17 protein-coding genes are annotated in these 25,565 nt (G+C 74.7%); 9 read left to right on the top strand and 8 right to left on the bottom strand.

Going from position 1 to position 25,565, the window contains the following annotated elements; genetic code table 11:
• Positions 1 to 89: 89 nt before the first annotated feature.
• Entirely contained in the window at positions 90 to 3,401 is a 3,312-nt protein-coding gene (locus tag ACFC0B_RS34655) for a tetratricopeptide repeat protein (protein ID WP_376095236.1), read from the bottom strand.
• A 525-nt stretch (positions 3,402 to 3,926) separates the two neighbouring features.
• On the opposite strand from ACFC0B_RS34655, the gene ACFC0B_RS34650 reads away from it, so the two are divergent.
• On the top strand, positions 3,927 to 5,165 hold the full coding sequence (locus ACFC0B_RS34650) for an SUKH-4 family immunity protein (protein WP_376095233.1): 1,239 nt from the start codon (positions 3,927 to 3,929) through the stop codon (positions 5,163 to 5,165).
• Positions 5,166 to 5,311: 146 nt separating this feature from the next.
• Here ACFC0B_RS34650 and ACFC0B_RS34645 read toward each other — a convergent pair whose 3' ends face one another.
• Positions 5,312 to 5,647: a winged helix-turn-helix transcriptional regulator gene (locus ACFC0B_RS34645; protein ID WP_376095230.1), complete on the bottom strand. Its 336-nt coding sequence runs from the start codon at positions 5,645 to 5,647 to the stop codon at positions 5,312 to 5,314.
• A 64-nt stretch (positions 5,648 to 5,711) separates the two neighbouring features.
• Between ACFC0B_RS34645 and ACFC0B_RS34640 the strand changes: the two genes are divergently transcribed.
• On the top strand, positions 5,712 to 6,554 hold the full coding sequence (locus ACFC0B_RS34640; protein WP_376095227.1) for an NmrA family NAD(P)-binding protein: 843 nt from the start codon (positions 5,712 to 5,714) through the stop codon (positions 6,552 to 6,554).
• 243 nt (positions 6,555 to 6,797) lie between these two features.
• On the opposite strand, the gene ACFC0B_RS34635 is transcribed toward ACFC0B_RS34640, so the two are convergent.
• The 3 genes from ACFC0B_RS34635 to ACFC0B_RS34625 all read right to left on the bottom strand — a co-directional run bounded on the left by ACFC0B_RS34635 (position 6,798) and on the right by ACFC0B_RS34625 (position 11,850).
• Positions 6,798 to 9,863 carry a CHAT domain-containing protein gene (locus ACFC0B_RS34635; RefSeq protein ID WP_376095224.1) on the bottom strand — a complete coding sequence of 1,022 codons (3,066 nt, stop codon included), beginning with the start codon at positions 9,861 to 9,863 and terminating at the stop codon, positions 6,798 to 6,800.
• A 78-nt stretch (positions 9,864 to 9,941) separates the two neighbouring features.
• Entirely contained in the window at positions 9,942 to 11,498 is a 1,557-nt protein-coding gene (locus ACFC0B_RS34630) for a CATRA conflict system CASPASE/TPR repeat-associated protein (protein WP_376095221.1), read from the bottom strand.
• Complete coding sequence (locus ACFC0B_RS34625; RefSeq protein WP_376095218.1) at positions 11,491 to 11,850, bottom strand: CATRA system-associated protein; 360 nt, start codon at positions 11,848 to 11,850, stop codon at positions 11,491 to 11,493. The genes ACFC0B_RS34630 and ACFC0B_RS34625 overlap by 8 nt, the downstream gene beginning before the upstream one ends.
• 338 nt (positions 11,851 to 12,188) lie before the next feature.
• Here ACFC0B_RS34625 and ACFC0B_RS34620 point away from each other — a divergent pair, with 338 nt between their 5' ends.
• Entirely contained in the window at positions 12,189 to 12,773 is a 585-nt protein-coding gene (locus ACFC0B_RS34620; protein WP_376095215.1) for a DUF4240 domain-containing protein, read from the top strand.
• A gap of 3 nt (positions 12,774 to 12,776) precedes the next feature.
• Here the strand turns inward: ACFC0B_RS34620 and ACFC0B_RS34615 are convergent, their stop codons facing one another.
• On the bottom strand, positions 12,777 to 13,283 hold the full coding sequence (locus ACFC0B_RS34615; protein ID WP_376095212.1) for a DUF2004 domain-containing protein: 507 nt from the start codon (positions 13,281 to 13,283) through the stop codon (positions 12,777 to 12,779).
• A gap of 587 nt (positions 13,284 to 13,870) precedes the next feature.
• On the opposite strand from ACFC0B_RS34615, the gene ACFC0B_RS34610 reads away from it, so the two are divergent.
• From ACFC0B_RS34610 to ACFC0B_RS34595, 4 genes are all read left to right on the top strand, one after another.
• Complete coding sequence (locus ACFC0B_RS34610; protein ID WP_376095209.1) at positions 13,871 to 14,320, top strand: hypothetical protein; 450 nt, start codon at positions 13,871 to 13,873, stop codon at positions 14,318 to 14,320.
• A 137-nt stretch (positions 14,321 to 14,457) separates the two neighbouring features.
• Positions 14,458 to 15,729, top strand: a complete 1,272-nt coding sequence (locus ACFC0B_RS34605) for a hypothetical protein (RefSeq protein WP_376095206.1) — start codon at positions 14,458 to 14,460, stop codon at positions 15,727 to 15,729.
• 149 nt (positions 15,730 to 15,878) lie between these two features.
• Positions 15,879 to 17,183 carry a serine hydrolase domain-containing protein gene (locus ACFC0B_RS34600; RefSeq protein ID WP_376095203.1) on the top strand — a complete coding sequence of 435 codons (1,305 nt, stop codon included), beginning with the start codon at positions 15,879 to 15,881 and terminating at the stop codon, positions 17,181 to 17,183.
• 280 nt (positions 17,184 to 17,463) lie between these two features.
• Entirely contained in the window at positions 17,464 to 18,006 is a 543-nt protein-coding gene (locus ACFC0B_RS34595) for a GNAT family N-acetyltransferase (RefSeq protein ID WP_376095200.1), read from the top strand.
• 35 nt (positions 18,007 to 18,041) lie between these two features.
• Here ACFC0B_RS34595 and ACFC0B_RS34590 read toward each other — a convergent pair whose 3' ends face one another.
• On the bottom strand, positions 18,042 to 18,365 hold the full coding sequence (locus ACFC0B_RS34590) for a hypothetical protein (RefSeq protein ID WP_376095197.1): 324 nt from the start codon (positions 18,363 to 18,365) through the stop codon (positions 18,042 to 18,044).
• A gap of 537 nt (positions 18,366 to 18,902) precedes the next feature.
• Positions 18,903 to 20,405 carry a TolB family protein gene (locus ACFC0B_RS34585; RefSeq protein WP_376095194.1) on the bottom strand — a complete coding sequence of 501 codons (1,503 nt, stop codon included), beginning with the start codon at positions 20,403 to 20,405 and terminating at the stop codon, positions 18,903 to 18,905.
• 805 nt (positions 20,406 to 21,210) lie between these two features.
• Between ACFC0B_RS34585 and ACFC0B_RS34580 the strand changes: the two genes are divergently transcribed.
• Both ACFC0B_RS34580 and ACFC0B_RS34575 read left to right on the top strand, forming a co-directional pair.
• Positions 21,211 to 24,060, top strand: coding sequence for an FtsX-like permease family protein (locus ACFC0B_RS34580; RefSeq protein WP_376095191.1), 2,850 nt, complete (start codon positions 21,211 to 21,213; stop codon positions 24,058 to 24,060).
• An 867-nt stretch (positions 24,061 to 24,927) separates the two neighbouring features.
• A complete protein-coding gene (locus tag ACFC0B_RS34575) occupies positions 24,928 to 25,503 on the top strand; it encodes a hypothetical protein (protein ID WP_376095188.1) in 576 nt (191 codons plus the stop codon).
• Positions 25,504 to 25,565: the final 62 nt, after the last annotated feature.

The raw sequence follows: 25,565 nt of genomic DNA, 5'->3' as shown, positions 1-25,565 counted from the left end.
TCTCGGCCGTCGGATTGTCACCCGGGGCCACTGTTCTGATGCTTGTGGGCGCCTGCCTGCCCGTGGTCGTCCTTTGGGCTGATGGTTCGTCAGTCTCCCTTGGCCGCACCTCGAACCGGCGGGCCGCTGGCCAATGGGTCGGCTGCGATGATCGCTTCCCACACCGCCACGATCTCCGCCAACGCTCCCGGAGCCATGGCGGCGGCGAACAGCTCGTATGCCGGCCTGTCGAACAGCATCGCGGAGGTCCGGGCGGCTACGGTCGCGCGTAGCACCTCCGCACCTTCCCGGCCCTGCCCCCGCCCGGCCAGCGCCACCGCCCGGCACTCCGCCACATGGAACGCGCTGCCTGTATCACCAGCGGATTCTTCGTCCTGCGTGATCGTCAGCACGGTCCGGTACAGGTAGTCCCTGACATCGTCGTCCTGGCAGGTGGCGGCCGTCAGCAGAAGCTCCCAAGCCCCGATCCGGTCGTCATCGGCAACGATCGCCCACGCCTCCCGGGCCTCCTCGACCCGGCCCCCGACCATCAGCACCCGCCCCAGCAACAAGTGCGCGTCCACACTTCGGGGTGCGCACCGCACCGCTTCCCGGAGCTGCGCCTCGGTCGCTGCGCCGTAGCCCTGTGTCAGGAGCAGCATGAGCCCCAATCCGAGTTGGGCGTTGGCGCTGTCGGGGTTGTGCACGAGGGCTTGGCGGAAGGCAGCGGCTGCCTCCTCCCTGCGGCCCAACCCGACCAGGGCGTTTCCGAGGCTGGTGTGGATCTTGGCGTTGTCGGGGTCGTCCTGGAGGAGTTGACGGCAGACGGCCTCGGTTTCCTCGCGCTTCCACCGTTCCGCGAGGGCGGCGCCGATACTGTCGTGGGGATGGGGGCCACCATCGGGGGCGTAGTGGAGGGCTTGACGGTAGGCGGCTTCGGCCTCCTCGGGCCGCCCCACCGTGGACAGGAGGTCTCCGAGAGCGGTGAGGGCGTAGGCGAGGGCACCGTGCTCGAGCTTGTGCCTATGGCGCAGCCCTCTGCGGTAGGCGGCCTCGGCTTCCGCAAGCCGCCCCGCCTCGTGCAGGATTCCGCCGAGAGCGAGGTGGGCCTCCGCGTTGTCGGGGTCATGGTGGAGGGCCCGTCGGAAGGCCGTATCCGCCTCCTCTCCCCTCCCCAGCAAAAGCAGGAAAAACCCGAGGTCGGCGTGCGCTTGCGAGTTATCGGGGTCGTGGTCGAGGGCTTGATGGAAGACGGCCTCGGCCTCTCCGTAGCGCTCCAGATGATGCGCCAGGACATTCCCGAGGATGATGTAGCCGTCGCCGTCGGGCTGGTAGCGGCAGTGGAGGCGGAGGGCCTCGACGAAGGCCTCATCGTCGGCCTTCAGCAGGTCGTCGAAGTCCTCCGGGGTGAGATCTTCGGCGGTGTCGATCAGGCCTTCGGCGGTGGAGCCGATGGCAGCGGCGGTGAGGCCGTCATCGGGCGGGGCGTGACCGGCAGCCTGCCGCAGGGCGGTGACGGCCTGGAGGAGTGTGGTTCCGAGGTGCTTGTGGACGCTCGCGCGCAGGAGGTGGTGGTAGGTGTGGGCGGGGGGCTGGTCGGCCAGGACGGGGGGCGCGGAACCGGTGTGGCGGGCGAGGCGGTCCACAGCGAGGCGGGCGGCCTGCTGTTCGGGGCTCGACGGGCAGAAGGGCCACAGGTAGAGCAGCTTGCGCAGGGTGGCCAGCAACGCTCGTTCGGTGGGGGCGGCGGTGGGGTTGAAGAAGGCGGCGATGTCCTGCAACTGCCGGTTGAAGGCGTCGTGGAGGACGGCGGCGGGGAGCAGGTGCAGGAGCAGATCCTGGCCGGCCGCCTGGTCGGTCCAGTAGGTGTGCCAGAGCAGGCTGAGGACGTCCTGGCGCCAGTTGTGGTCCTCGAGCTGGGCGTCGACGGTGGTGAGGCCGCGGGCGGCGGCCCGGGCCCGGAGGTGGTCGGCGGCTCGCTGGTTGGCGTCGCGTACGCGGGCGCGTTCATCGGCGGAGAGCAGCAGGGTGCGCAGGGTGTCTCGGACGTCCTGGTGGAGGATGCGGGGGAGGCTGAGCAGGAAGTCGTGGCGGGCGGCCAGCCGGTCGATGTGGCTGGTGACATCGCGTTCGGGGATCCCGCACAGCGCGGCCAGGACGCCGGGATCGTCCCGGTCCCGCCCCGTCAGCGTGCCGTCGAAGAGCTCCTCGCTCACGGCGGGGCGCATGAGGGCGAGGGCGCACAGGTGCTGCCGGTCCGGCCGCAGGGCGGGGACGGTCCGCGTGTGGACCAGGTAGCGGCGGGCCAGTTCTCTGATGATCCCGGAGACGGTCCCGTCGCCGGTGAACGGGACCAGGACCCGGTCGAGGTCCATGCCGTCGGTGAGCGCGTCGGCGGTGAGGGAGACCGCGAGCGGGACACCCCGGGTGAACTCCGCGATCCGTTTCACCTGGTCATCGTCCAGATCGGGCACGCGCGGGCGCTGCCGCAGGTACGCGGCGACACTGCGGTCGTCGAACCGGGCGAGCGCCTCGTGGCGCAGGCGCCAGTGGTCGAGGTACCGCGCGAACGCGACCGCATGGCTGTCCCCAGCGGCCTGGGTGTCCTCCTCCAACCGGATCCCCAGGACCCAGAGCACCTGCCGGCCGCTGGCCTTCATCACCTCCCGCAAGCCGTTCAGGGCGTCCCCCAGGAGCTCGCAGGTGTCCAGGAGGACCACCACGGGATGGCGCCTGCTGCTGACCTGCCGCATCCCCTGGGCGAACGCGTCCAGCATCGCCTGGACGTCGTCGATCAGCTCCTGGAACAGCCGGGAGTCCACGTTCCCGTGCAGAGCCCGGCGCCCCGTGTTCCTGGCTGCGGCCGCCCCGTTCACCCCCTGGGCGACCACGTCGCCCGCTACCTGGATCCCCAGCGCCGAAAGCGCCCCCGCAGCGCCGGTCGCCCCGCCCATGTCCTGCTGGAGCTCCTCCGCACTCGCGGTCGCCACCGGAGCTCCGCCGCCGATCAGCCCCAGCTCCCGGGCCCGCGCCGCCAGAGCGGGCATCCGCACCACGCACCCACGAAACCGCTCGAACGCCCGCTCGCCCCTGCGCCCGGTGGCCTGCTGCACCTGGACCTGAACGGCCCCGAGGACCCGCCACAGCGGCGGCCCCTCCGCCGACGCACCGCCCGACCGCAACTGGCCCTGCTCCCAGTCCAGCGAGGCCACCCGCAGACGCTTGCCGTTGGCCGCGTCCTCTGCGCTCTGCCCGCGGGCGATCTGCTCGTAACGCCGCAGCAGCGTGCTCTTGCCGATACCTCCCAGGCCCCGCACCAGCAGAACGTGCCCTTCGTCCGGCCCCTCGTCGGGCCGCCCCAGCCCGCGCAGGAGCAGCCGGAACCGCTCCTGCTCCTGAGTTCTGCCCACGAACACGTCCATCAGACCCCCCTTGTCGGAACGCCACCCCGGACGCCCAAGCCGTCCCGTACCCCCGACCGAACCTTCCCAGTACTGCGGCATCCGCGACCAGCCGGTTCACTCACGGCCTCCCCGCCCGGCCTCGCCGCCGCCGGTCTGGGCCGCCTCATCCGGCAGCCGGACCTGGCAGCGGTGGACTCTGGATGCGGGGTCCGGATGCGTGCGCACACTGAGCCCGGGGGCCTAGCGGAACGTTGATCCGGAGGATGGGGGTCGCGAGGAATCCGCCGCCAACCATCGCCGCTGTGCCCGCGCGGCCGCGGGCACCCCTGGGGACGCCGCCCTCTCGGCCACGGAGCCGCCCGTCGGCCAGTGAGCGAGCGATGTCCTCCCACCATGAGTGGAAGCGACACTGACCTGTCGCCCACGGCCTGCCGGAGCCCGGGCGGGCCGAGCCTGGGCGTCAGGGCGGCACCGCCCCGCCGGACTGTCGGTGGCACGGGTTACTGTCGCGGGACGATGCACGGCGACACGGGGAGCGCACCGGTGGGACTCGACGAGGGCGGGCGGTCCGGTGGCTCCTGGACGTGGCCGGCCGGGCTCACCGACGGGCCGAGCCGGACGCTGCTCGCGTCCGGGGAACTGTCGTGGTGCTACGCGTACCTGGACCTGCGGGCCACCTCGGCCGGGCCCCCGGAAGCGGCCGCCGAGCGGTTCGGGGCCGGTCCTGCGGGCGGCGAGGGGCTCTTCGTCCTGGGCGAGGCCCTGTACTCGGCGGACGGCGAGGACATCGCCGTCCTGCTCGACGGTGCGAGCGGTGCGGTGTACCTGGCATGCCCCGACGAGAGCGGCGTGCTCCGGCGGGACCTGCTGGCCAGCAGTCCGCACGCCCTGATCGCCCTGGCCGTGGTGGTGGAGGCCGTCACCCTGGTCGCCACGGGCGCCTACGAGCGGGAGGAGGGTGACGAGGTGGCGCCGTACGGGCCCGCGACCGTCGACGCCGCCGTCCGGCTCGGGCTGCGGGAACTCCGCGAGGCCGACCCGGACCTCTGGCAGCGCACCGACGGGCGGCCCGCCCACTGGGAGACCGCCCTGCGGATCCGTGCGCTCGCGTGGGGCGCCGAGCCACGGGCGGCGGACGGGGCGCCGTACACCGTCGGGCCGGACCTGGTCGAGGACCTCGCGGATCTCTGCGGCGGAGGCATCGTCCGCCGGTTCCTCCCCGATGAACTGCCCGACCGGCTCGTCCATACCCCGACCCGGCAGCTGCTCACCGAGGTCGGACTGCCGGTCTCCTGCCGCGGCCCCCTGACGGTGGCCGCCGAAGGACCGCTGGTCACCTTGGCGGAGGCCTTCCCCGACGCCTTCGCGGACGACGTGGACGACGTGGACGACGGGGACGAGGAATCGACCGCCCGCCCGTACCAGGGCGACTACCTCGCGCTCGGCGGCTGGACGTACGACCTCGAAGCCGCCCTCGACGGCGCCACCGGGCGGATCGAGCTGCCGGACTGGCATGACGAGGACCAGCCCGCCCCCTACCTGCACCGCGACCTGGCCACGCTGCTCCACGTCCTGTGGGCCTTCGAGCGGCTGCGCGCCGAACGTCGTCGCTCGACCGTACTCTCCGCCCCGTCACCGTGGGCCGTCTTCCGGCCCCGTGACCTCCTCGACAGCGTCGCGGAGCCCGTTCTGCGTGCCCTCGACCCGCAGGCCTGGGCCACCGAGGACCAGTTCTGGCCGACGCGCGCCGAGGACTGCCACATGGGGGAACTGATCGAGTAGCGGCCAGGGCCGTCCCGTACGGGGCGTTCAGCTGCGGACCGCGCCGCCGATGCGCGGCGTGCCCGGCACCGGGCCGGGCCGCGTTCTCAACCTGCAGCGAGGGCCCCGGGCGGCGGCGTGGTCCTCGACGGCCGGCAGGGCCTGTCTCAAACGGCGACGTCGGCCGCGGGATCCGGCACTTCCATGGCCCAGGTCCCCATGGTTTCCAGGACGTTGCGAAGCCCCTCGCCGAGCGGGGTGAGCTCGTACTCGACACGCGGCGGGATCTCCGCGTAGGTCGTGCGGGTGACGATGCCGTGCCGCTCGAACTGGCGCAGCCGGCTGGTCAGGGTGTGCGGGCTGATGCCGGGCAGGGCCTCGCGCAGCTGGTTGAAGCGGTGGGGGCCGTGCAGCAGTTCCCGCACGATCAGGGTGGCCCACGGGCCGTTGAGCAGGGTGAGGAACCGGGCGACACCGCACTCGGGGAGACGGGAATCGGTCATGTTGGTGACCGTACCCCATTAGTGCAGTTGATGTAACTGGTGCAGTGCATGCACTAATGGCGCCATGACCTACGTGATTCACGGCGCCACCGGCGCCCAGGGTGCCCCCGTCGTCGCCGCTCTCGCCGCCGCGGGCAAGTCCGTGACCGCTTTGACCCGTCACGCCGACGCCGTCGTGGACGGCGCGCGCGTGGTGGCCGCCGGATACGGCTCCGTCGCGGAGCTGACCCGTGCCTACCGCGGTGCCGAGGGCGTGTTCGTCCACCTGCCGATGGCTCCCGAGGAGGACCGCCAGGCCTACGCGCGCAACATCCTCGCCGCCCTTCGCGAAGCCCGCCCCGCCCGCGTGGTGTTCTCCACCAGCGGCGCCCCGATCGACCCGGGCACCGGTGGCGCCGCCGCACAGCTGGTCCGCGGCCTGGCGGACAGCGGGGTGTCGCACGCGGTGATCCAGCCGACGCTGTACCTGGAGAACCTGCTCCTGCCGTCCGTCATCGGCACGGTGCACGAGCGCGGCGCGCTGCCCTACCCGATCCGCGCCGACTTCCCGGTCTCCTGGGCGTCGCACCTGGACATCGCCGACGCCGCCGTCGTCCTGTTCGACCGCCCGGACGTCACCGGCCCCGTCTCCCTGGGCCAGTACCCGGCGATCACCGGACCGGACCTCGCCGCGGCGTTCGGCACCCACCTCGGCAAGGACGTGGTGTTCGAGCCGATCACCCCCGAGCAGTTCCGCACCGCGGTCGCACCCCTGATCGGCGAAGGCCCCGCCGCCGGTGTCGCCGCCGTCTACAACGCGCTGAGCACGCTCGCGGACCACGCGATCGCGCCGGAGAACTCCGCTCAGAAGCTGCTCGGCGTCACCGCCCGCACCACCGGTCAGTGGCTGACGGACATCGGCCTCTGACCGGCTGACCGCGACACGCTCCCACGCTGTTGGGGGGATCCGGGGGCTCCCCCCAACAGCGTCCGATCGGGGCACAGGACCGGCCCTTGACGCGGACCCCGGCCACAGAGGTGCGGAGGGCGCCCCCGGCCGAGGCGGCGGCTTTCCCTCCCGGGCCGCACGCCGCCCGGGCAGGGTGATCCGGGCGCAGAGATCGAGCCGGGCGTTCACGGGGCACGCCCCCCCGGGGGGCCGTCGCCCGGTTCAGCGGCCGAGGTGCAGGTGGGCCGCCCACACGCTGGGGCTGTCCAGGTACTCGGCGCGCAGCGCGGTGACCGCCTGCCGCAGGGCCTCGGCGGGGGAGTGGTCGGCCAGGGCCGCGTAGACCTGCTCCGTCAGTTCGAGGCAGGCGGAGTCGGCCACCGGCCAGAGCGTGCCGATGACATGGGCGTAGCCGGCGAGGTGGAAGGCCGAGGAGAGGTGGATCGCCTCGTTGCTCAGGATCTCGCCCGAGGCGGCGGTGGAGCAGGCGGACAGGAAGGCGAGTCCGGCTCCCGGCGGGCGCAGGACGGCGATGTCGCGGACCTCCAGCGTCCCTCCGTGGAGCACGAGATGGCTGCTGCTGGGGTCGCCGGCGTCGGTGACGCCGTGGCAGGCGAAGTGCGCCCGGCCCGCACCGGACAGGGCCTCGCGGACCCGCGCGACGGTCGCCCGCCCGTCCGCGAGCAGCACGGTGCCACCGGCCGAGGCCCGCTTGACCGCGGCCGCCTCGTCGAGGGCGAGCCGTACGCCCCGGCGGGTCCCGTCCGGTCCGACCGCGACGACCAGCGTGCCCGGCGTGGGGTCCGGCGCGTCCGGGGGCGGCGGCCGGAGCATCCGGACGGTGGGGGCGTACGAGGCCGTCACCAGTTCCGGGACCCCCGGGGGCCGCTGCCCCGCGTCGTCCGGGGGCAGCCCGGCGGCGTGCAGCGGCAGCAGCGCCAGCAGCCCGGTCGGGATCCACCACAGGCGCCGCGCGGCGCCGAGCAGGGGTTCGGCGTGCTCCAGGACCGGCGCCGCCACGGCCGTCCACAGCCAGGCCAGCAGCTCGGTGAGGAACTCCTCGGGATCGGCGCCGGGAGCGGTCCGGGCCTCCAGCGCCCGCGCGTAGGCGGCCACGGTCTGCGCGTCGAGCCCGGGCAGCGGCACGGCCCGCACGCCGTCCGGCGTCACCAGCAGCGCGTCGCAGCGGTACGTGGAGACGTTGACGACCACCAGGGGGCCCTGGTCGGCCGCCGCGGTCAACTCGCTCACCGGGGGCGGCAGCAGGAAGCGCGACATGCCGGGGACGGTCCGGCGGATCCGGGAGACCAGCGCGTCCCAGGCGTCGGCCCGCTCCGCGCGGCGCCGCTCCGCGCCCGGTCCGCTCGGCTCCGCGTCGAGGCCCAGCGGCAGGGCGCCCGCCGTGTCCGCCTCCACCAGCATCGCCAGCCGGCGGAACTCGGAGGCGAGTTCGGGGCTGAGGCGGTCGAGTTCACCGAGGTCGCTGCGGGACTCCAGCGCCTGGGTGAGCAGGACGCCCCGGCCCTGCTCCAGCGCGGCGAGGGCCCGCGCGGGATCCCCGACGTTCAGCGCCGCCGCTGCCGCGTCCAGGGCGAGCCCGTCGAACCGGACCAGCTGCCGCTGTCTGCTGGCCCGCGAGATCCTGCGGTCGGCGACGGCGGCCAGCAGCCCCGTCGCCTTCTCCCAGGCGTCGGCCGCGGCCCGCCAGTCCCGCTCGCCGATCGCCAGCCCCGCCTCCCGCGCGCTGCGCGCCCGCACGGTGAACGGGGCCGTACGGACGTCCGAGGCCCGGGTGTACGCGTCGACCGCCGCCGTCAGATCCTGCGTCCGGCCGGTGAGCCGGTGCCGTGCCCGGTGGGCGTCGCCCAGCCGGTGCAGCCAGATCGCGTACCCGGGCCGGGGCGCCTGCCGGGCCCCCTGCTGCCCGCTCGCGACCGCCCGCAGTGCCGCCTCGACGGCCGCGTCCGCGTCCGCGGCCGACCCGGCGTGCTGCGCCAACCGGGTGAGCGCTGCTGCGAGTTGGGACTCCACCGGGGCCCTGCGCAGCTCGGGTACCTCGGCGGCCGACGCCCGGCGGCTCGCCGCGACGGCTTCGAGGAGGTCCTGCTGGGCGCCGGCCGCCTCGAACCGGACGATCAGCGCCGTGCTCAGATTGGACAGCCACAGCGGCAGATCGGGGTCCGCGGCTGCGCCGGCCTCCTGGGCGGGGGCGGCTGCCAGGCGGAACGCCGTGATCGCCTCGTCCAGGTCGGCGGGGCTGCCGGTGGACGAGTGGCGCAGGGCCAGCGCGCCCGCGAGGGTGCTGGCCCGGCGGGGGAAGGTGATGTCCGCGGTGGGCCCGGTGGCGACGGACCGCCGCGCACGCTCCACGGCTTCGTCGAGGTCTTCGAGGCTGCCCAGATGCTGGTGGCGGATGGTGAGTGCGAGCGCGAGATTGCCGTGCAGGCCGGCCGCGTCGAGCGGGTCGCGGACCGAGTCCGCCGCCGCGCGCAGGAGATCGACCGACTCCTGGAGGTCGGCCGGGTCACCCGCCGCGTCGAACCGCTGCGCCAGGATCGACGCGAGGTTGGAGCGGTAGCCGGCCGCCTCCATGGCCGGCAGGTCGCGCGCTTCGGGCCGATCGAGATGGGCGACCGCCCGGCGGCCCCGGTCGACCGCCTCGTCCAGGCCGCCGGGGTGCCCCCCGGCCTCGAACCGGAGGGCGAGCGCGTTCGCCAGGCTCGTCAGGAACCGCCCGGACACCGGATGGCGGGGAGCCAGCGCCGCCGCCGTTTCCAGGGCGCCGACCGCCCGGTCGATGTCGGCGCCCTGCGAGGTCTCGCGGAACAGCAGCATCTGGATCTGCCCGAGCGTCGCCAGGAGCGTCGCCCGCTCGAACGGGTCGGTGCTCTCCCGTGCGGTCGCCGGTTCCAGCACGTCTGCCGCACGCCGGATGTCCGCGACGTCGCGGGTCCACTCGAACCGCGACGCGAGGATCACGGCGAGTCCGCCACGTGCCGGCACGGCGTCGTCGGCGTCCAGCGCCCGCGCCACCGCCTCCTCCCCGTGGACGACCGCCCGGTCCAGTTCGGCCGAGTCCTTCGTCAGCCGGAACATTCCGTGGTGCGCTCCGGCCAGCGCGTGGAGGATCTGCGTCAGCAGGGGGTCTCCGGCCGGTACGGCCGCGCGGGACCGCTCCAGCAGGCCGACCGCCCGCCGCAGCGCCCGCGGATCGGCGGCGGCGCGAGGGTTGCGCAGGATGCTCACGGCCCGCTGGTAGTTCCACCGGACCTTGAGAGCCGGAGCCATGTCGCCGCCTTCCTCGCGGGATGGAATCAAGAGGTCGCTCTCCGGGGGGAAGCCGTTCTCGGTGAGGCGGCCGCCGTTCTACGGTCCTCGCGGTGCGCGTGCCCGGCGGCCCGCGAGATGGACGGCGCCCGCCGTGAGCGCCCCGCACAGGGCCGCCGCGGCCACCGTCCAGGCGGGGCCCGTACGGTGGCCCGCCGCGGCGAGGAGGCCCATGCCCAGCCAGCCGAGGGAGCAGCCCGCCGCGCCCGCCGCCCACGTGGCGAGGCGGCCGAACCGGGCACCCGGGAGCCGCTGGGAGAACTGCAGGGCCGCCACCGGCACCGCGACGCTCAGCGCGGCCAGGGTCAGCACCAGCGGTTTGCGCGCCGGACCGGCGACGTCGATCTTGATGCCGAAGGACTGGATGGCGGCGAGCGCGGTGACCAGGCCCCCCAGGAGCGCGGTCTGCGCCACCATGACGCGCTGCTCCCGCGCGTTGAGCAGATCCCGGATCACCGTCCCGGCCGCCTCGGAGACCGCGGCGGCGGTGTCGCGAACGGTGCCCAGCAGGGCGGTGTCGTCGTCGATGCACGCCTCCAGCCAGTCGGCGAGGGCGAGATCGGAGCCCGGGACGGTGTCGGGTCCCGGTGGGGCGTGCCGGTCGACCACGGGCGGCCGGCGCAAGGCCTGGGCGAGCCCCTGGACGGTGCGGCGCATCGCCACCAGGTCGCCGAGGGCGCCCACCAACCCGTTGGTGCGGGCGGTCGCCGCGAGCAACGCGGTCTGGCCCGCGATGAGTTCACGCACGGGGAGGGGCTCGCCCGCGCCGCTCGCCCGGTCGAGCAGGACGCTCAGCCGCCGGGTGCTGTCCTGGACGGCGATCCGCGCGGCGCGGTAGTGCTGGTCACGCCGGTAGACCTGGGCCTCGTAGCGGAGCTTGGCGGCGTTCAGGAGGTGGCGGGTGAGCGGCTGGACGCCGGGGCGGCCGCCGTCGGCCCACACCAAGTCGTAGAGCACGGACTCGTGTTCGGGTGCGGCGAGGACGGTGAGGCGGCGGGCGGGTGGCGCCGCCGATCCGCCGGGCGGCGGTGCTTCGGCCAGCGCGGCCAGCGCGAATCCGCCCGGCAGCACCACCCACGCCGACTCCGCCCGCACCGGGCTCAGCGCCGACTCCGCCCGCGCCGCGCCGATGCGTCCCGGCACCAGGCCGAGGTACAGGCGGACCGTCCCGAGGGTGCCCAGCAGGTCGGCCGGCCAGGCGTCGTCGAGGTCGTCCCAGCCCCGGGCCGGGTCGGCCGGGTCCAGGGCGACGCTCAGACCGAGCACGTCCTGGCAGCAGTAGAGCACGGCCTGGCGCACCGGAGGGCCGCCGGCCCGGGTGCCGGCGGCGAGGACCTGGAAACCGGAGCCGTCCGGCCGCGGGGGCAGCGGTGCTTCCGGCGGGTCCTGCGGCCAGGACGACCCCGGTACGGCCTCGGTGATGCCCAGCTCGCGGCAACGCCGCCACAGCGGCCGCAGTGCCTCCCGCCACGGCAGCGGCGCGGCAGGCTCACCGGGAACGGGCGGCGGGGGCGGGAGGGCTGCTCCGGGGCCGTCGTCCGCCCCGGCCGGTCCGGTGACGAAGAACGCGTGGACGACGAGGGCGGGTTCAGCCACGCCCACGGGCGCCCCCCTCGTCGGAGTTCCCGCCCGGCTCCTGCGGCCCGGACTGCGTCTGCGGGAGCCGCAGACCGATGGCGTGCACCAGCTCGCGGACCGGTTCGGGCACGGCCTGGGGGTCCTGGCGGGGCTCGCCCCGGTCGATCGGGTGCACCCCGCGCACCTCCAGCACCCGTTCCACCGCCGCGGTCGCGGCGGTCGCCTTCCGCGCGTCACCGAGTGCCACGGCTTCGGCCAGCACCTCCAACCGGCCCCGCACCAGGTCCCATTGCTCACCGGATCCGTCCCACGCCGTGACCCGTGCCAGCGCGGCCCGTACCCGCTGGTGGTCCCGCTCGGACAGTGCCATGCCGACCCCCGCTGCTCGTCGCCGCGACACGCGTCGGCGGCCCCCGGACCAGCATGGCGCATCTCCCCCTCGAAGGCGGGCCGTACGCCTGAAGCCGCAGGCCTGATGCCGATCGGTGATGAGGCCTTGACCGCGCCGTCATCCCCTCCTCCGGCGGCCGGTCCGAAGCCGCCGCCGGCAGTCCCGGACCGCCCGTCCGGGGCGTGGCGCCGCGCTGGACGGGCCCCCGCCGCAGCTGGAACGCCGGCACGGCGCCCGCCTCCGCCCGCACCCGGCTGCCGCTGTTCGCGTGCGGGGCGCCGACGGGCGTGTCAGTGGTGGTTGCGATCCTGTGCGGCATGGACGACAAGACTTTCTGGGCGCTCATGGACGGGCTGAGCCGTCGCGCCGGTGGCCGGCACGAACGGCTGGAGTGGCTGAGCGGGACGCTGCGGAGCGGGTCGGCCGCGGAGGCGGTCGAGTTCCAGGCGCGTCTGGAGGCCGCGTGCGCGGCGGTGGCCACGGGTGCGCTGTGGCGGGCGGTGCGCCGGATCGAGGGCGGCCTGTGCTCCGACGACGGTTTCGACTACTTCGCGCTGTGGCTGGTGGCCCAGGGGCAGGGGACGTACCGGGCGGTGCTCGCCGATCCGGACGCCCTCGCCGACGTCGCCGAGGTACGGGCCCTGGTGGGACGGGACCTGCGGGAGTGGCGTGACGACGAGTGGCCGGAATGGGAGGAGCTCGACTACGTGGCCCAGGAGGTGTTCGGCGAGCTGACGGGCCAGGAGGACTGCGAGGAGGCGTTCTACGGGGCCTTGGACGCGATCCAGGAGGCCGAGGAGGACACCGACACCGCGGAGGCCGTCGCGACGGCCGGGACACCCCGGCTCGACGCCCTCTTCCCCGCGGAAGCCGGGCTCGCGCCCGGCGCACCGGCGGGATGAACGTCAGCTCTCCCAGTCGACGGACGTCACCGCCCCGTGCCGGGTCACCTTGACGGCGAGTACCTGGTCACTGAGGTCGGGTTCGAAGACGTAGTCCAGGACGACCGGAGGCCTGCCGGGCAGGTCGCTCAGCCACAGCCCGACGCCGCCCAGGCGCATGGCCGCGACAAAGGCGTCCGCCCCGACCTCTCCGCCTGCCGCCGCCCGGAGGAGACGGCCGACGGCCTCGCCGCCCTCGAGTTCCTCGACGTGGAAGTCGATGAAGTAGCGGTCCGCGCGCAGGTGCCGTCGCAGAGCGGCGCGCGCCGCTGCGTCGAGGGCCGGCAGGTCGGTGAGGCGTGCGGCGAGGTCGTCCAGCTCTCCGGCGTCCGGCTCGCTGGACGGTCCGGCCCACAGCAGGACCTCGACCTCGTCGTCCCCCAGCTGCAAGGTGCTCCGCCAGATGACATCCGTGTCACGGAGCGCGTTGGTCTCCACCCGCCCGAAGTGGGCATGCTCAATGGCCTTCATGCGAGACACTCCGCCTTCCTGTCGTGCCGGACCGTCGTGAGACCCGGCAGCACCCGCGCCGGTGGCTCCGTCGTGTGACGGTCGACGACGCTCCGGTACTCGTCTCTGCCCGCCGCGGCTGGAGTGATCCAGAGGAAGCATCCTAAGGCTTCTCCGACAGCTGATCCTGTGGCGGGTCGAGGTGGGTCGACGGGCGCGGCGTGGGAGCGGGTGGAGCCCTTGCTGCCGCAGGTGGCCGGTCGCGCCCGGGCCGCCCCGCCCCGGCTGCGCGTGACGCTCGACGGGTCGGCCTGCGACAGGGCGGCCCGTTGGGGGTTCGGCGACGCCGTGGACCCGTCCGAAGGTTGTCGAGGACGCGGGCAGTTGTGGGGCGGGTGCGGGGGCATCCGGACCCGACCTCGGGGGCACCATCGGCGGGCAACCGGTGACGGTCCGTCAAGTCGTTTGCAAGGCTTGCCGAGGAGGCCTGGGGATGCTCTTTCGCCGGTCGGCGGATGCCGGGCCCTGTGTGTCGCCCGCTGTCCGGTGGGCGACCGTTCCTGGTCGGGAGGCCACAGGTGGGGATGAACAGGTTGGGGAGGGCGGTCGTGTCGGCGGCCGTGGTGACCGTCACGCTGGCGGGCTCGGTTCTCGGGGCGTCCGGCACCGCGAGCGCCAACTGGGTGCGGCCGCCGTGGGACAGGCCCTTGTGCGCGAAGCCGGACATCACCTACGAGGAGGTCGCGTGGGCCCTGGGAGGCCGGATGGTCTGCGGGCAGGGCTTCAACCGCTACATTCCGGAGGTCCAGTTCAGCAACGGCGTCACGCAGATCTTCGTGATCGGGACGGACTTCGGCGTGTGGACCCGGTGGTGGTACCCCGGACGTGACCCGAACCCCGCGTGGGTTTCTCTCGGAGGCCATGTGTCCGCCGGCTCCGTCAGGGTGAACGCGTTCACCGACACGGTTCTGCAGCTGGAGATGATCAGCACCTACAACGGCCGGCACATGTTCAACAACCGTGACGCCAACGGAAACTGGAGCGGCTGGTTCCGGTAGCCGGCTCCGCGCACGCGCTGCCCGGAACTGCCCGGGGCGGGTGCCGGCGGCACGGCCCGGCGGATCCGTTCGGCGGCGCTCCGCATCCAGGCGCGGGCGATGGAAGTCCCCGACTCATATCCAAGGGTGGGAAGATGATGAAGAAGAACGCACGTGGTCTGGTGGCTCTGCTCGGCGTGGCGTCGTTGGCGCTCGCCGTTCCGCTGACGTCGGTGCCCGCCTCGGCCGCTCGGGCGGCGGGAGCGCCGCCCGCCAACGCCGCCGGCGTGTCTGCGGAGGACCTGGCCACTCAGGAGCGGATCACCCTGGCGGCGCAGGAGGTCGACAGGCAGGCCCGTCAGGATCCCGCCACCGGGTACGCGGGTATCGCCCTGTCGCCGGAGGACAACGGCTACACCCTGCGCTGGAAGGGCGAGGTGCCCCAGGACGTCAACGATCTGATCGCCGCGCAGCGGGGCCGGGGCCTCGCCGTCACCGTCGTGGCCGCCGCCTACAGCGGCCGGGAGCTGCAGGAGCGCGCGCATGCGATCGTGGAGTCCGGAGTGGACGTCGGCGGCGCCCGGGTGACCGGGGCGGGGCCGAGCGAGGACGGCAACTCGGTGACCGTCGGCGTCGACGCGACCCATGCCGCGGCCCGGTCCGGCGCCCTGCAGGACCTCGGCGAGACGCTCCCCGAGAGCCTCACCCACGGCATTCCCGTGACCCTCACCCCCGAGGAGGGGGCCACGGCCTTGGCGGGCAGGGAGTCGGACAGCTCGCCCTGGTACGGCGGATCGCTGATCAAGGTGCCCGGCGGCAACCTGTGCTCGTCCGCCTTCGGCGTGAAGACTCAGGGGCACGACAACTACTACCTGCTCACCGCCGAGCACTGCGCGCAGACGGGTGACACCGTCAGGACCGGTGCGAGTGCCGTGATCGGCAAGGTGAGCTCCGCCAACGCCTACCACGATGTCGCACTCATCGAGGTGACCCGGGCGTCGTCGAACGTCTACAGCGGGGGTCCTGTCAGGGCGAAGCTGGAGACGCGCAGGGTCTACGGGCACGCCGGCGCCTTCAAGAACCAGCTCCTCTGCGCGGACGGAGCGCTCATGGGGGAGGTGTGCCAGGGCAAGGTCGTCAGGACGGGCTGGGAGGTGAAGCTCGGCGGCAAGACCCGCAAGGTGTACGAGGTCGACCAGGTGGCCGGCCGCGACATGGCGGGGATGGGGGACAGCGGCGGCCCCGTCTACCAGTACACCCCCAGTGACGACGTGTACGCCACCGGCATCATCTCCGGCAGCAAGGGCGGGGCGAAGTGCAAGAACCCGTTCGGGGGGACGCGGCCCGGTTGCTCGCCGAACCTCTACGTGACGGAGATAGCGACGATCATCGAGGACGAGTACCCGGGCCTGCAGGTCTTCGGGTTCTAGCCGGCGCCGCGTACCCGGCGTGGCCGCGCGCCTCCGTCGAGGTGCTGTGCGTCAAGGCCCCGCTGGGATTCACCGGACCGAGCGTCAGCCCCGCACATCTTTCGAATACGGCGAAAGCCGTCGACACGGACACAGGAGGACTCATGAGGGTGGCGGAGCACCGGAACGGGGCGCGGACGGCGCCGGGCGCGCGGGTCCGCGCCGGACGGCGCGGCACGGCCGTGCGGGTCGTCGCGCTCGCGCTGGCGGGGGCGGGCCTGGTGGGCGTGACCGCCCCGGCCGCCGGCGCCCTCGGCACCGGGCCGACCGGAGCGGCGGCCGTCGGCGAGGAGCAGCCGGGGAACGGCGCGGAGGCGGCCGGCCGCGGCCCGCACCAGGGTGGCGTGGACGCCCCGGCGCTGAACGAGGCGCTGGAGGGCATGGTCGAGATCGGCGGGGCGTCCAGCTCCCTCGCCCGGGTGACCGAGTACGGGCGCACGGTGTGGAAGGGCGCGCGGGGCGTGGGCGACTTCTCGACCGGCGCCGAGCCCTCGGCGAACGGCCGGTTCCGGATCGCCAGCGTGACCAAGTCCTTCGTGGCGACGGTCGTCCTCCAACTGGTCGGCGAGGGACGGTTCGGGCTGGACGACAGCGTGGAGAGCCTGCTGCCGGGTGCCGTCCCGGGCGGCGGCTCCATCACCGTGCGCCAGTTGCTCAACCACACCAGCGGGCTGTTCGACTACACCGAGGACCCGGCCATCGGTGTCGACCACGAGACCTGGCTCCGCGAGGGCCGCTGGCGGAGCTGGACGCCGCAGCAGCTCCTCGCGGTGGCCAACAGCCACCCGCCGTACTCCGCGCCCGGCACGGGCTGGCGCTACGCGAACACCAACTACCTGCTGGCCGGCATGATCGTCGAGCGGGTCACCGGCCGCGACTGGCGCCGGGAGGTCGAGCGCCGGATCATCGACCGGCTGGGGCTGACCGGGACCTCGATGCCGGTCCACGCGACGGGGATCCGCGGCCCGCACGCGCACACCTACCTCGATCTGCCCGGCGGCCCGGTGGACGTCACCGAGATGGAGCCGAGCGAGATGGACGCGGCGGGCGTCGGCATCTCGACCACCGCCGACCTCGCCACCTTCCTCCACGCCCTGCTCGCCGGGCGGCTGCTCCCCGCACCGCTGCTCGCCGAGATGCTGACGGTCGCCCCGGCGAGCGGCGCCGCCCAGTACGGCCTGGGGATCGGCCGGTTGACCACGCCCTGCGGCGAGGTCTGGGGCAACAACGGCAGCACCGGCCGCGGCCACAACAGCGCCCTCTACAGCACCCTGGACGGCAGCCGGCTGGTGGCGGTCTCGACCAACGGCTACCGCAACACCGGCCAGGGCTGGAAGACCTCGCAGAAGCTGCTGGCGACCGCCTTCTGCGGCCGCCAGCCGGCCGCCGCGGCCACCGCCACCCCGACCGGCTGACCGCCGCCCCGCCGGACACCGGACCGGCCGGGCAGCGGGGGAGCCGTCATGATCCGCACCTGACGGGAACACCGGAGCCGTTGATCGGTGGGACAGGGGTCCGGTGCCCGCCGTCGACCCGGGGGCGTTCGGCGCGCCCGGCGCGGTGGCAGCCGGCGCCGTGGCGGCCGGGTGCTCTGCGACCGGCTGGACAAGGCCTCGCGGAGCTGAGCGCAGGCACGGGGCAGGCCGGTCGGGGCCGGTCGGGGGTGTCGGCGGATCGGCTGCGACAATCCGGATCATGACGGTCGAGTGGAACAGGGAGAGCGTGGCCTTCCGGCGCGCCGCAGGTGAGCACACGCACGAGGTGCTGGGCGTGCTGGACGAGGCCGCGGCCTGGCTCGGTGCGCAAGGGGTCCGGCAGTGGCCGGCGCGTTTCGGCGCGGACTGGGTCGAGGGTGCGATCGCCCGCGGCGAGACCTGGCTGGTCGACGTCGACGGCGAGCCCGCGGGCACGTTCACCCTGGACTGGGCCGATCCGATGTGGGCGGAGCTCGGCGGCACCGCCGGGTACGTCCACCGGCTCGCGGTTCGGCGCCGGGTACCGGGGCTCGGCGCGGTGATCCTGGACCGGGCCCGCGAGGCGGCCCGGGAGCGGGGCGTCGACGCGCTGCGCCTGGACTGTGTCCGGCACAACGGCCGGCTGCGGGCGTACTACGAGGGCCGGGGGTTCGTGCACCGGGGGGACGTGCCGGTGGACGGCCCGCCCTGGGAGCGGCCGGAGGACGGCCGCCCGGCGGTCTGGCTCAGCCGCTACGAACTCTCCCTGCCGCCCGGGGCGTGATGCCGAGGGTGCGGCGGCCGGTGCGGCAGCGCGGTTCAGCGCTGACAGAACACCTGGGCGACCGCGTTGAACCAGCCGGTACCGGTCGACCTGACCTCGGAGCCGAGGAGGTAGCACTGGCTCCGCTGCCAGCCGGCCGCCTGGGCGTACGAGTAGGCCACGTTGGCCGCGCTCTCGATGGCCGAGCCCATCGAAGCGCCGGTTCCGCCGCCCATGAACTTCGCGGACTCGGTCGCGGTGACCGATTCGGCTCGGGCCGGGGCGGCCTGGGCGGACGAGACGGTACCGCCGAGGACGCAGGCGGAGGCGGTGAGGGCCACGGCGGTGACACGCAGACGGAGGCTGGACGAACGGCTCATGAGTACTCCTCGGTGGTGTTCGGACGGTCACGGGTACGGCCGGACGAACCGACCCGCCGGCCCACTCTCACCGCGCGCGTTCCGGCCCCGCAAAGCCCTTCGAGCACCCTCGAATTCGGGCCCGGCATCTCCGTCCCGGGCCCCCGCACGCGGATCCGGGGGATCGACGCCCGCGCGAGGCGGCGGTTCGCCGCCTACTGGCCCCTGATCCGCCCGGGCGTCGGGATCATCCGGCGAAGCGCCCTCGCCGCGGCCGGCCGTCGCAGCGACGGCCCGCGTTCCTGCGGCTTGCAGCGGGAAGCCGAGTGCCGGCAGGCCGAACTGCCTCCCGACCTCGAAGCGCACCCCACCCATGCCGGAGAAGTGCCCCTCTCCGATCGTCCGCAACAGGCTTCGGGAACGGTTCGACCGCGGCCCCGGCCGCCACGACGGCGTCCGGGGCCGTGTCGTCGGGGGACGCCGACCGGGGTCCGGCGCGGGTGCGCCCCTGTGGGGCCGGGGCCCTCGGGGACGTACCTGTCGGGGGCGGTCGGTGCGTCAGAAGGGCAGGACGCGGCGGAGGAAGGCGTCGTTCCAGAAGTTGGCGTCGCCGTCGACCAGGGTGCCGTCGTCCGCGGTGAACAGGACGGCTGTGCCGAGGCCGCCTACGACCGGGTCGTAGGAACTGCCGGTGGACTGGGAGCCGTCCGCGGCCACGCTGACCCGCTCGGTGCGGCCGGTCCACAGGTCGTGCCGGAAGACGTCGGCGGCGTGGTTGGTGTCGCCCGGGACGAGATTGTCGGCGTTGGAGTTGAAGTACACCCAGCGGTTGCCGGGGGCGACGACCGGCTCGGAGGAACTGCCGGTGGTGACGGTGCCGGTCAGGGCGATCGGCAGTCGGCGGACCGCGCCCGTCCTGAGGTCGCGGACGAAGAGCTCCTGGTGGCGGAAGTTGCTGCCGGGTTCGTTGGGGACGAGGTAGGAGTAGACGGCGAGGCGGCCGTCGGGGCTGATCGTTCCGGTGGCCGCGGGGTGCGGCGCGCCGGACTCGTCGGCGCTGGCGACCGTGGTGCGGCCGGAAGCCAGGTCGTGGACGTAGTACGGGTACTGGCGGGGCGGCCGGGCGGCCGTGTCGTCGCCGTGGAGGTAGCGGCGGCGGGGCTGCGCGGCCTCGTCGTCGGCGGCGGCCTGCGCGTCGGCCGGGTCCTCGACGGCCGGGCCGCCCTCGGTGCGCGGCACCAGGTTGGTGGCGCGGGAGATGAAGCCGACGCTTCCGCCGTCCGCGCTGATCACCGGCCAGAAGGAGTGGCGGTTGGCCGGTGAGCCGTCCGCGCCGATGGTGAGCAGGCGGGTGGTGTGCTGCCACCGGTCGGTGACGTAGATGTTGATCGTGCCGTAGGGGCCGGCGCCGGGTGCCAGGTCGTCACGGGTCGAGGAGAAGGCCACGTAGCGGCCGTCGGCGCTGATCGACGGCTCGTTGGCGTACCGGTCGGGTTCCAGCTGGGCCGGGCCACCGGTCGTGATCCACTCGATGCCGCCGGTCCACAGGTCGCGGACGTAGACGTCGGTCGTGCCGTTGGTGTCCTCCGGGACGAGGCCGGCCCGGGAGGTGAACACCACGGAGCGGCCGAGGGCGTCGATCTCGCCCTCGTAGGAGAAGTCGTCGGCCTGTGCGCCGGTGGAGGTGAGGCTGATCCGCTCGATGCCGCCGGTCCACAGGTCGCGGACGAAGACGTCGGTCGTGCCGTTGGTGTCGCCCGGCACGAGGTTGGTGGCGTCGGAGTCGAAGACGGCCCAGCGGCCGTCGGCGCTCAGCCCGGTGGCCCGGCTCCCGTGGTCCGGCTCGGCGCCGCCGATACCGGTGCTGAGTCGGGCGGTGCGCGCCCAGATCCCCCCGGCGTGCGCCGGCTCCGCCTGCGCCGCGTCGGCCGGGGCGGCCTGGGCGGGGACGACCGCCGTGGCCCCGGCGAGGACGACGGCGGCCAGCACCGCGGCGGCCCGTGCCGCGCGTGGGCCCCGGGCGGTACGTGCGGTGCGTGTGACTGGTGGTGTGGTGGTCATGACGGGTTCCCTCCCCTGCTCGCGCCTCACCGTGCGCCCGGCCCGGCACCGCCGCGCGGCCCGCCCCCCTCGGCGGTCGGCTGGCTACGAGCCAACCGCCGGGCAGGACCCGGGTCAATGCCCCGGACACTGCCTTGATGAGAACCCGCCAAACCGTCGCCCCCGGTGTGACGGATTCCGCCGGGCGGACCCGGAACGGGTCCGCCCGGCGGCCACCTCCGCCCCGGTCCACGAGGTGGTGCACGTCTGATGCCCCCATCCCGGGCCGGCGCGGATCTCGCCCGTACCCACGGCACCACCGGCGGGGGGACCGGCCGCGCGGGCCCGGGCCGCCTTGTTCCGGGGATCTGCGGGAACTGGCCGCATCCGGATGGTGGGAGGCCGAACGGCCTGTGCGGGCCCGGCCGGTTCTTCCCGATTCGGCCCGCCGACGGTGGACTTCTGGCATCCTCGCGGGGAGTTTCGGACGTGTGACACGGGGTGGGGTTGTTGGAGTACACGATCAGCACGCGCGCGTTCCTCGCATCGTCATCGTCCGCCTGCGCCGGCGGAACCGGTCCCGCTCCCGGAACGACGAGCTGTGGACCGTGCTGAGCTCCGTGACCCTCGGGGCGCTGATCGCCATGGACAACGCGGTCGGGAGCCGGCCGGGCGGACACCTCACCCCGGAACAAGGGGCTTGCACGCCCTGGGCAACCCGTCGCGGGGGCCCTCGCGAGGCGACCGGCCCGGACCGTCGCCCCGGCTCTCACCGGCATCCGACCACGAGCCCTGTCGCAGGGTCCGCAGACAGGAGGGTCCACCAGTGACCAGCCCGGCCGAAACCGCGGCCCCCCGGCCCGCGAACGCGGGCCCCCAGGCCGCGCACCGCCCCGCCGCCTGGGTGCGCACCCGGCTGCGCACGGCCCCGCTCGCCGCGCTGCTCACCGCCGCCCTCGCGTTCGGCACCGTCTTCCTGGCGGCGGCCTTCCCCCGCCTACTGGACCGGACCGCCGACCAGGGCCTGCGCGAGTTCCTGCGCGACCGGGGCCCGGCGGCGACCAGCATCCTCGCCACCTCCGACCAGGGCATCGACGACCGTGGCCGGGCCGGCGGAGTCGAAGGCCCGCGCGCCGATGCCGCGCGCCTGGACGAGGACGCCGCCCGGCTCACCGCCCGCACCGGCATCCTCGGCGTCGCTCCCGGCGACGTGGTCCACGGCGCCCGCAGCAGCAAGCCCCGCGATCTCGTCGACCCCGGCCTGAACCGGCCCGGCGATGATACCGACCCGAAGCTGGACCTGCTCTACGTGCAGGGCCTGCGCGACCACGTGACGCTCGCGGAGGGCAGCTGGCCCGGCACCCCCGTGCCGGGGGAGCCCGTCCCGATCGCGATCAGCCGCGATGCCGCCGCCTCCATCGGCATCCGCCTCGGTGCCGTCCTCAGGACCGGCCCGTCCTCGCTCGAAGACGAGGCACCCCGGGCCGAGGTGGTCGGCATCCTCCACGTCAACGACCAGAACGACCCCTACTGGACCGACCTTCCCTGCCCCGACCGGGCCTGCCTCAACTACATCCAGGTCCCGCGGGAACCGCCCGCCGCCTACTGGCGCACCGCCGGTCTGGTCGACGCCACCGCCCTCGAACAGGTGCGGACCTGGCACGCCGGCGCCCAGGACTTCTGGCGCCTGCCCATCGGCGTCGACAGCCTGCGCGCCGACCGGCTCGCCGAGACCGAGCAGGCGCTCGCCTCCTACCTCACCGGGCACACCGCCAACACCCTGGCCAACGAGACCCGGCGCCCCGGCCTTCGGATCACCTCCCCGCTGCCCACGCTCTTCCGCCAAGCCACCGCGCGGAGGGAGGCCGTCGCGCCGCTCGCCTCGATCGGCCCGGCCGGCCTCGCCGGCGTCGGCGCCGTCGTGCTATGCCTGGCCGCCGCACTCACCGGCGACCGGCGCGCCGCGGAACTGCGGCTGCTCCGGGCCCGCGGCGGCTCCCGGGCCGGAGTCGTGCGGCGGCTGCTCGGCGAGGGCGCGGTGACCGTCCTGCCGGCTGCCGTCGCCGCCACCGCGCTCGCCCTGTGGCTGCTGCCCACCCCGCGCTGGGGCGGCGCCGTACTGGCCGCCACCGCCGTCGCCCTGTTCACCCTGCTCGCCCTCCCGCTGCGCGCCGCCCGGATCTGGTCCCGCGCCCGGTCCGTCGGCGGCCGCCGACGCGTGGTCGGCGAACTCGCCGTCCTGGCCCTGACCGTCGCCGCCGTGGCGGAGGTCCGCCGGCGCGGCGTCGCCACCGCCGGCGAGGGCGCCGACCCGCTGCTGGTCGTCGCGCCGCTGCTGCTCGCCCTCACCGGGGGACTGCTTCTCGCCCGCCTCCAGCCGCCGGCGATCGGCGCGCTCGGCCGGATCTCGGCCGGGCGCCCGGGCGCCGTCGGCTTCCTCGGCCTGACCCGCGCCGCCCGCGGCACCGGCGAACGCAGGGGCCCCTCCGTGCTGCCGCTGCTCGCGCTGCTGCTCGCCGTCACCACCGCCGGCTTCGGCACCACCGTGCTGGGCGCCGTCGACACCGCGCGCGCCCGCGCCGCCCGGCTCAGCATCGGCGGCGACGCCTCCGTGCTCCTCCCGATCGGCGTCACCGTCCCGCCCGCCTTCGCCGAGGCCGCCGCCGTGCTGCCCGGCGTACGGGCCTCCGCCCGGATCTGGGCCGACACCGAGGTGTTCGTGCTCGGCGGCAACGACGCCACCCGGGTCTTCGCCGTCGTCGCCGACCCCGCCGCCTACGCGGAGATCTCCCGCTCGCTCGGCCGCGGCGCCTTCGACCCCGCCATGCTGTCCGGCGGCACCGGCGGACCGGACGCGCCGGTGCCCGCCCTGCTCTCCACCGCACTCGCCGCGCGGCTGGGTCCCGACGCCACCCACCGCCTCCGACTGCCGAACGGCGGCGAACTGCTCACCAGGACCGCCGGAACCGTCGACGGTACCCCCGCTCTCCAGGGCGAGGGCCGGCTGTTCGTCGTCCTGCCGGCCGGCCCGGCCGTCGCCGTCGCCCCCGAACTCGGCCGCCCCAACCTCTGGCTGGCCACCGGCTCCGTCGACCAGGACGCCCTGCGGAGCCTGGTGCGCGAACGCATCACCACCGGCAACGAACGCACCGCGCCCGCCCCCGACGGCCAGGACACCATCCCGGCCGGCTACACCGTGCGCACCAGCGCGGCCGTCACCGCCGAACTGGGCGACGACCCGCTCCAGGCCTCCGCGGCCCGGCTGTTCTGGGCCGCCGTCCTCGGCGCCGGCGCGCTCGCCCTGCTCGCCGTCCTGCTCACCCTGGTCCGGGCCGCCCCCGAACGCACCGCGCTGCTCGCGCGGCTGCGGACCATGGGCCTGCGTCCCCGGCAGGGCCTGGCGCTGATCCTGGTCGAGACGCTGCCGCAGACCCTCGTCGCGGCCGTCGGCGGCGGCCTCGTCGCGCTTGCCGCGGTCGCCTTGCTCGGCCCGACCTTCGACCTTTCGGTCCTGGTCGGCGCGGAGATCCCGCGCGGCCTGCCGGTCGACCTTCCGGCGGTCCTGCTGCCGACGCTCGGCCTCGCCGGGCTCGTCGCAGCGGGCGTCGTCGCCGAGGCGCTCATCGCCGGCCGGCGCCAGATCGCCACCGAACTGCGCGCGGGGGGCCAGCGATGACACCCCCGCGTCCGACCGGCCCCGACACCATCACCCCAGCGCCGACGAGAGGGGCCGGCTCCAACCAGCAGGCCGATCAGCACCGGGGCGTCGCGCAGCCCGAGGCGCCGGCCCGCACCCGCAACGACGTGGCCGGTCCCGGCCTCCACCCCGGGCTCGCCGAACCTGCCGCACCACACCATCGTCATCGACCCGGCCGCCGATGCCCCTCACCGGTTCGTACGTCCCCACCCGGGTGTAGCAGGACACCGGCGCGCCCGTGCCCGTTCCGTCGGATGCGGGCACGGGCGCGCACCTGGTGGTGACCGGGGGGCGGTGTACGACCGGCCCCCGGTCCCAGGGCCCTCACCCCTCCGGCCGTGCCGTCGGCGGGCAGCATCTGGCGACCCGCTCCGGTCCTGGTCCTGCGGATGTGCCTGCTCCGGGCCGTCTTGTTCGGTGTGCCCGCCGCGTTGTCCCCGACGGTGCGCCGCAGGGCGTGCATCATCAGGGAGCCCTTGAGGGAGAGGGCCGGGGCGAGTTCGCGGCCCCGGCCGGGGTCGTACAGCCTCGTGGACCAGTACGCGGGGTTGTTCCTGTTCTCCTCGACGGCGGGGGTGTAGAAGACCGGTGTCGAAGTTCGCGCCTTGGTGTTCCTCTCCCAGCTGGTTGGCGTACTGGGCGACGCATTCGGCGATGCATCGGCGCCTGCTGTCAACCCCCTTCGGAGGTAGCGGCGTTCGTCCCCCGGGGGCTGGCCGTCGGAGGTGCCGGGCGGACACACTGGTGGCGGCCGCGCCGTTCCCCCGGGCCGGTCCTGGGGTCGGTGGTGCCGGGGCGCCGCCGACCCCCCCGCACTCGACCCCGGATCCAGGAAGGCGGCCCCCGATGGACAAGACGCTCGACCAGTTCCTGCCCGCCTACGGCCACCGCACGGTCCACGGCGTCACCCTCGCGGCACCGCCGCAGGAGGTCTGGGCGGCGCTGAACGCGGTGACGCTGGCGGACCTCCCGCTCCCGAGAATGCTGCTGGCGCTGCGGACCCTGCCCTCCCGGCTGCGCGGCAAGGGGCCCGACCTCCTCGACCGGTCCGTGCCGCTGGCCGACCTGTTCCGCAGGGGCGACCGCTGGGTGACGCTGGTCGAAGAACCCGGCCGCGCCCTGGTGCTGGGCCGCGTCGCACGGTTCTGGAGTCCGGTCCCGCGGGAGCCGGCGCCGCTGCGCGACGGCGCGGGCTTCCTGGCCTTCAGCGAGCCCGGCTATGCGAAGGCCGTGATCTCCCACGAGGTGTTCGCGCACGGCACCGGTTCGCGGCTGGTGACCGAGACGCGGATCCAGGGGACCGACGCCCGCGCCAGACGGCGGTTCGCCGCCTACTGGCTCCTGATCCGCCCGGGCGTCGGGATCATCCGGCGAAGCGCCCTCGCCGCGGCCGGCCGTCGCTGCGACGGCCCCCGTTCCTGAAGCAGCCGCCCGCCGTGACGGCGATGCCCCGGCCGTCGACGGCGACGTTCACTCGACCTGGC

The sequence above is a fragment of the Kitasatospora sp. NPDC056184 genome, assembly GCF_042268405.1.
Lineage (GTDB): Bacteria > Actinomycetota > Actinomycetes > Streptomycetales > Streptomycetaceae > Kitasatospora.
The sequence above is the reverse complement of the archived record's forward strand: the minus strand, read 5'-3'. Positions and strand labels throughout refer to the sequence as shown.

Coding starts and splice junctions, on each gene's coding strand:
- ACFC0B_RS34655 (WP_376095236.1), bottom strand. CDS start 3,401: ATGGACGTGTTCGTGGGCAGAACTCAGGAGCAGGAGCGGTTCCGGCTG.
- ACFC0B_RS34645 (WP_376095230.1), bottom strand. CDS start 5,647: ATGACCGATTCCCGTCTCCCCGAGTGCGGTGTCGCCCGGTTCCTCACC.
- ACFC0B_RS34640 (WP_376095227.1), top strand. CDS start 5,712: ATGACCTACGTGATTCACGGCGCCACCGGCGCCCAGGGTGCCCCCGTC.
- ACFC0B_RS34635 (WP_376095224.1), bottom strand. CDS start 9,863: ATGGCTCCGGCTCTCAAGGTCCGGTGGAACTACCAGCGGGCCGTGAGC.
- ACFC0B_RS34625 (WP_376095218.1), bottom strand. CDS start 11,850: ATGGCACTGTCCGAGCGGGACCACCAGCGGGTACGGGCCGCGCTGGCA.
- ACFC0B_RS34620 (WP_376095215.1), top strand. CDS start 12,189: ATGGACGACAAGACTTTCTGGGCGCTCATGGACGGGCTGAGCCGTCGC.
- ACFC0B_RS34615 (WP_376095212.1), bottom strand. CDS start 13,283: ATGAAGGCCATTGAGCATGCCCACTTCGGGCGGGTGGAGACCAACGCG.
- ACFC0B_RS34605 (WP_376095206.1), top strand. CDS start 14,458: ATGAAGAAGAACGCACGTGGTCTGGTGGCTCTGCTCGGCGTGGCGTCG.
- ACFC0B_RS34595 (WP_376095200.1), top strand. CDS start 17,464: ATGACGGTCGAGTGGAACAGGGAGAGCGTGGCCTTCCGGCGCGCCGCA.
- ACFC0B_RS34590 (WP_376095197.1), bottom strand. CDS start 18,365: ATGAGCCGTTCGTCCAGCCTCCGTCTGCGTGTCACCGCCGTGGCCCTC.
- ACFC0B_RS34585 (WP_376095194.1), bottom strand. CDS start 20,405: ATGACCACCACACCACCAGTCACACGCACCGCACGTACCGCCCGGGGC.
- ACFC0B_RS34575 (WP_376095188.1), top strand. CDS start 24,928: ATGGACAAGACGCTCGACCAGTTCCTGCCCGCCTACGGCCACCGCACG.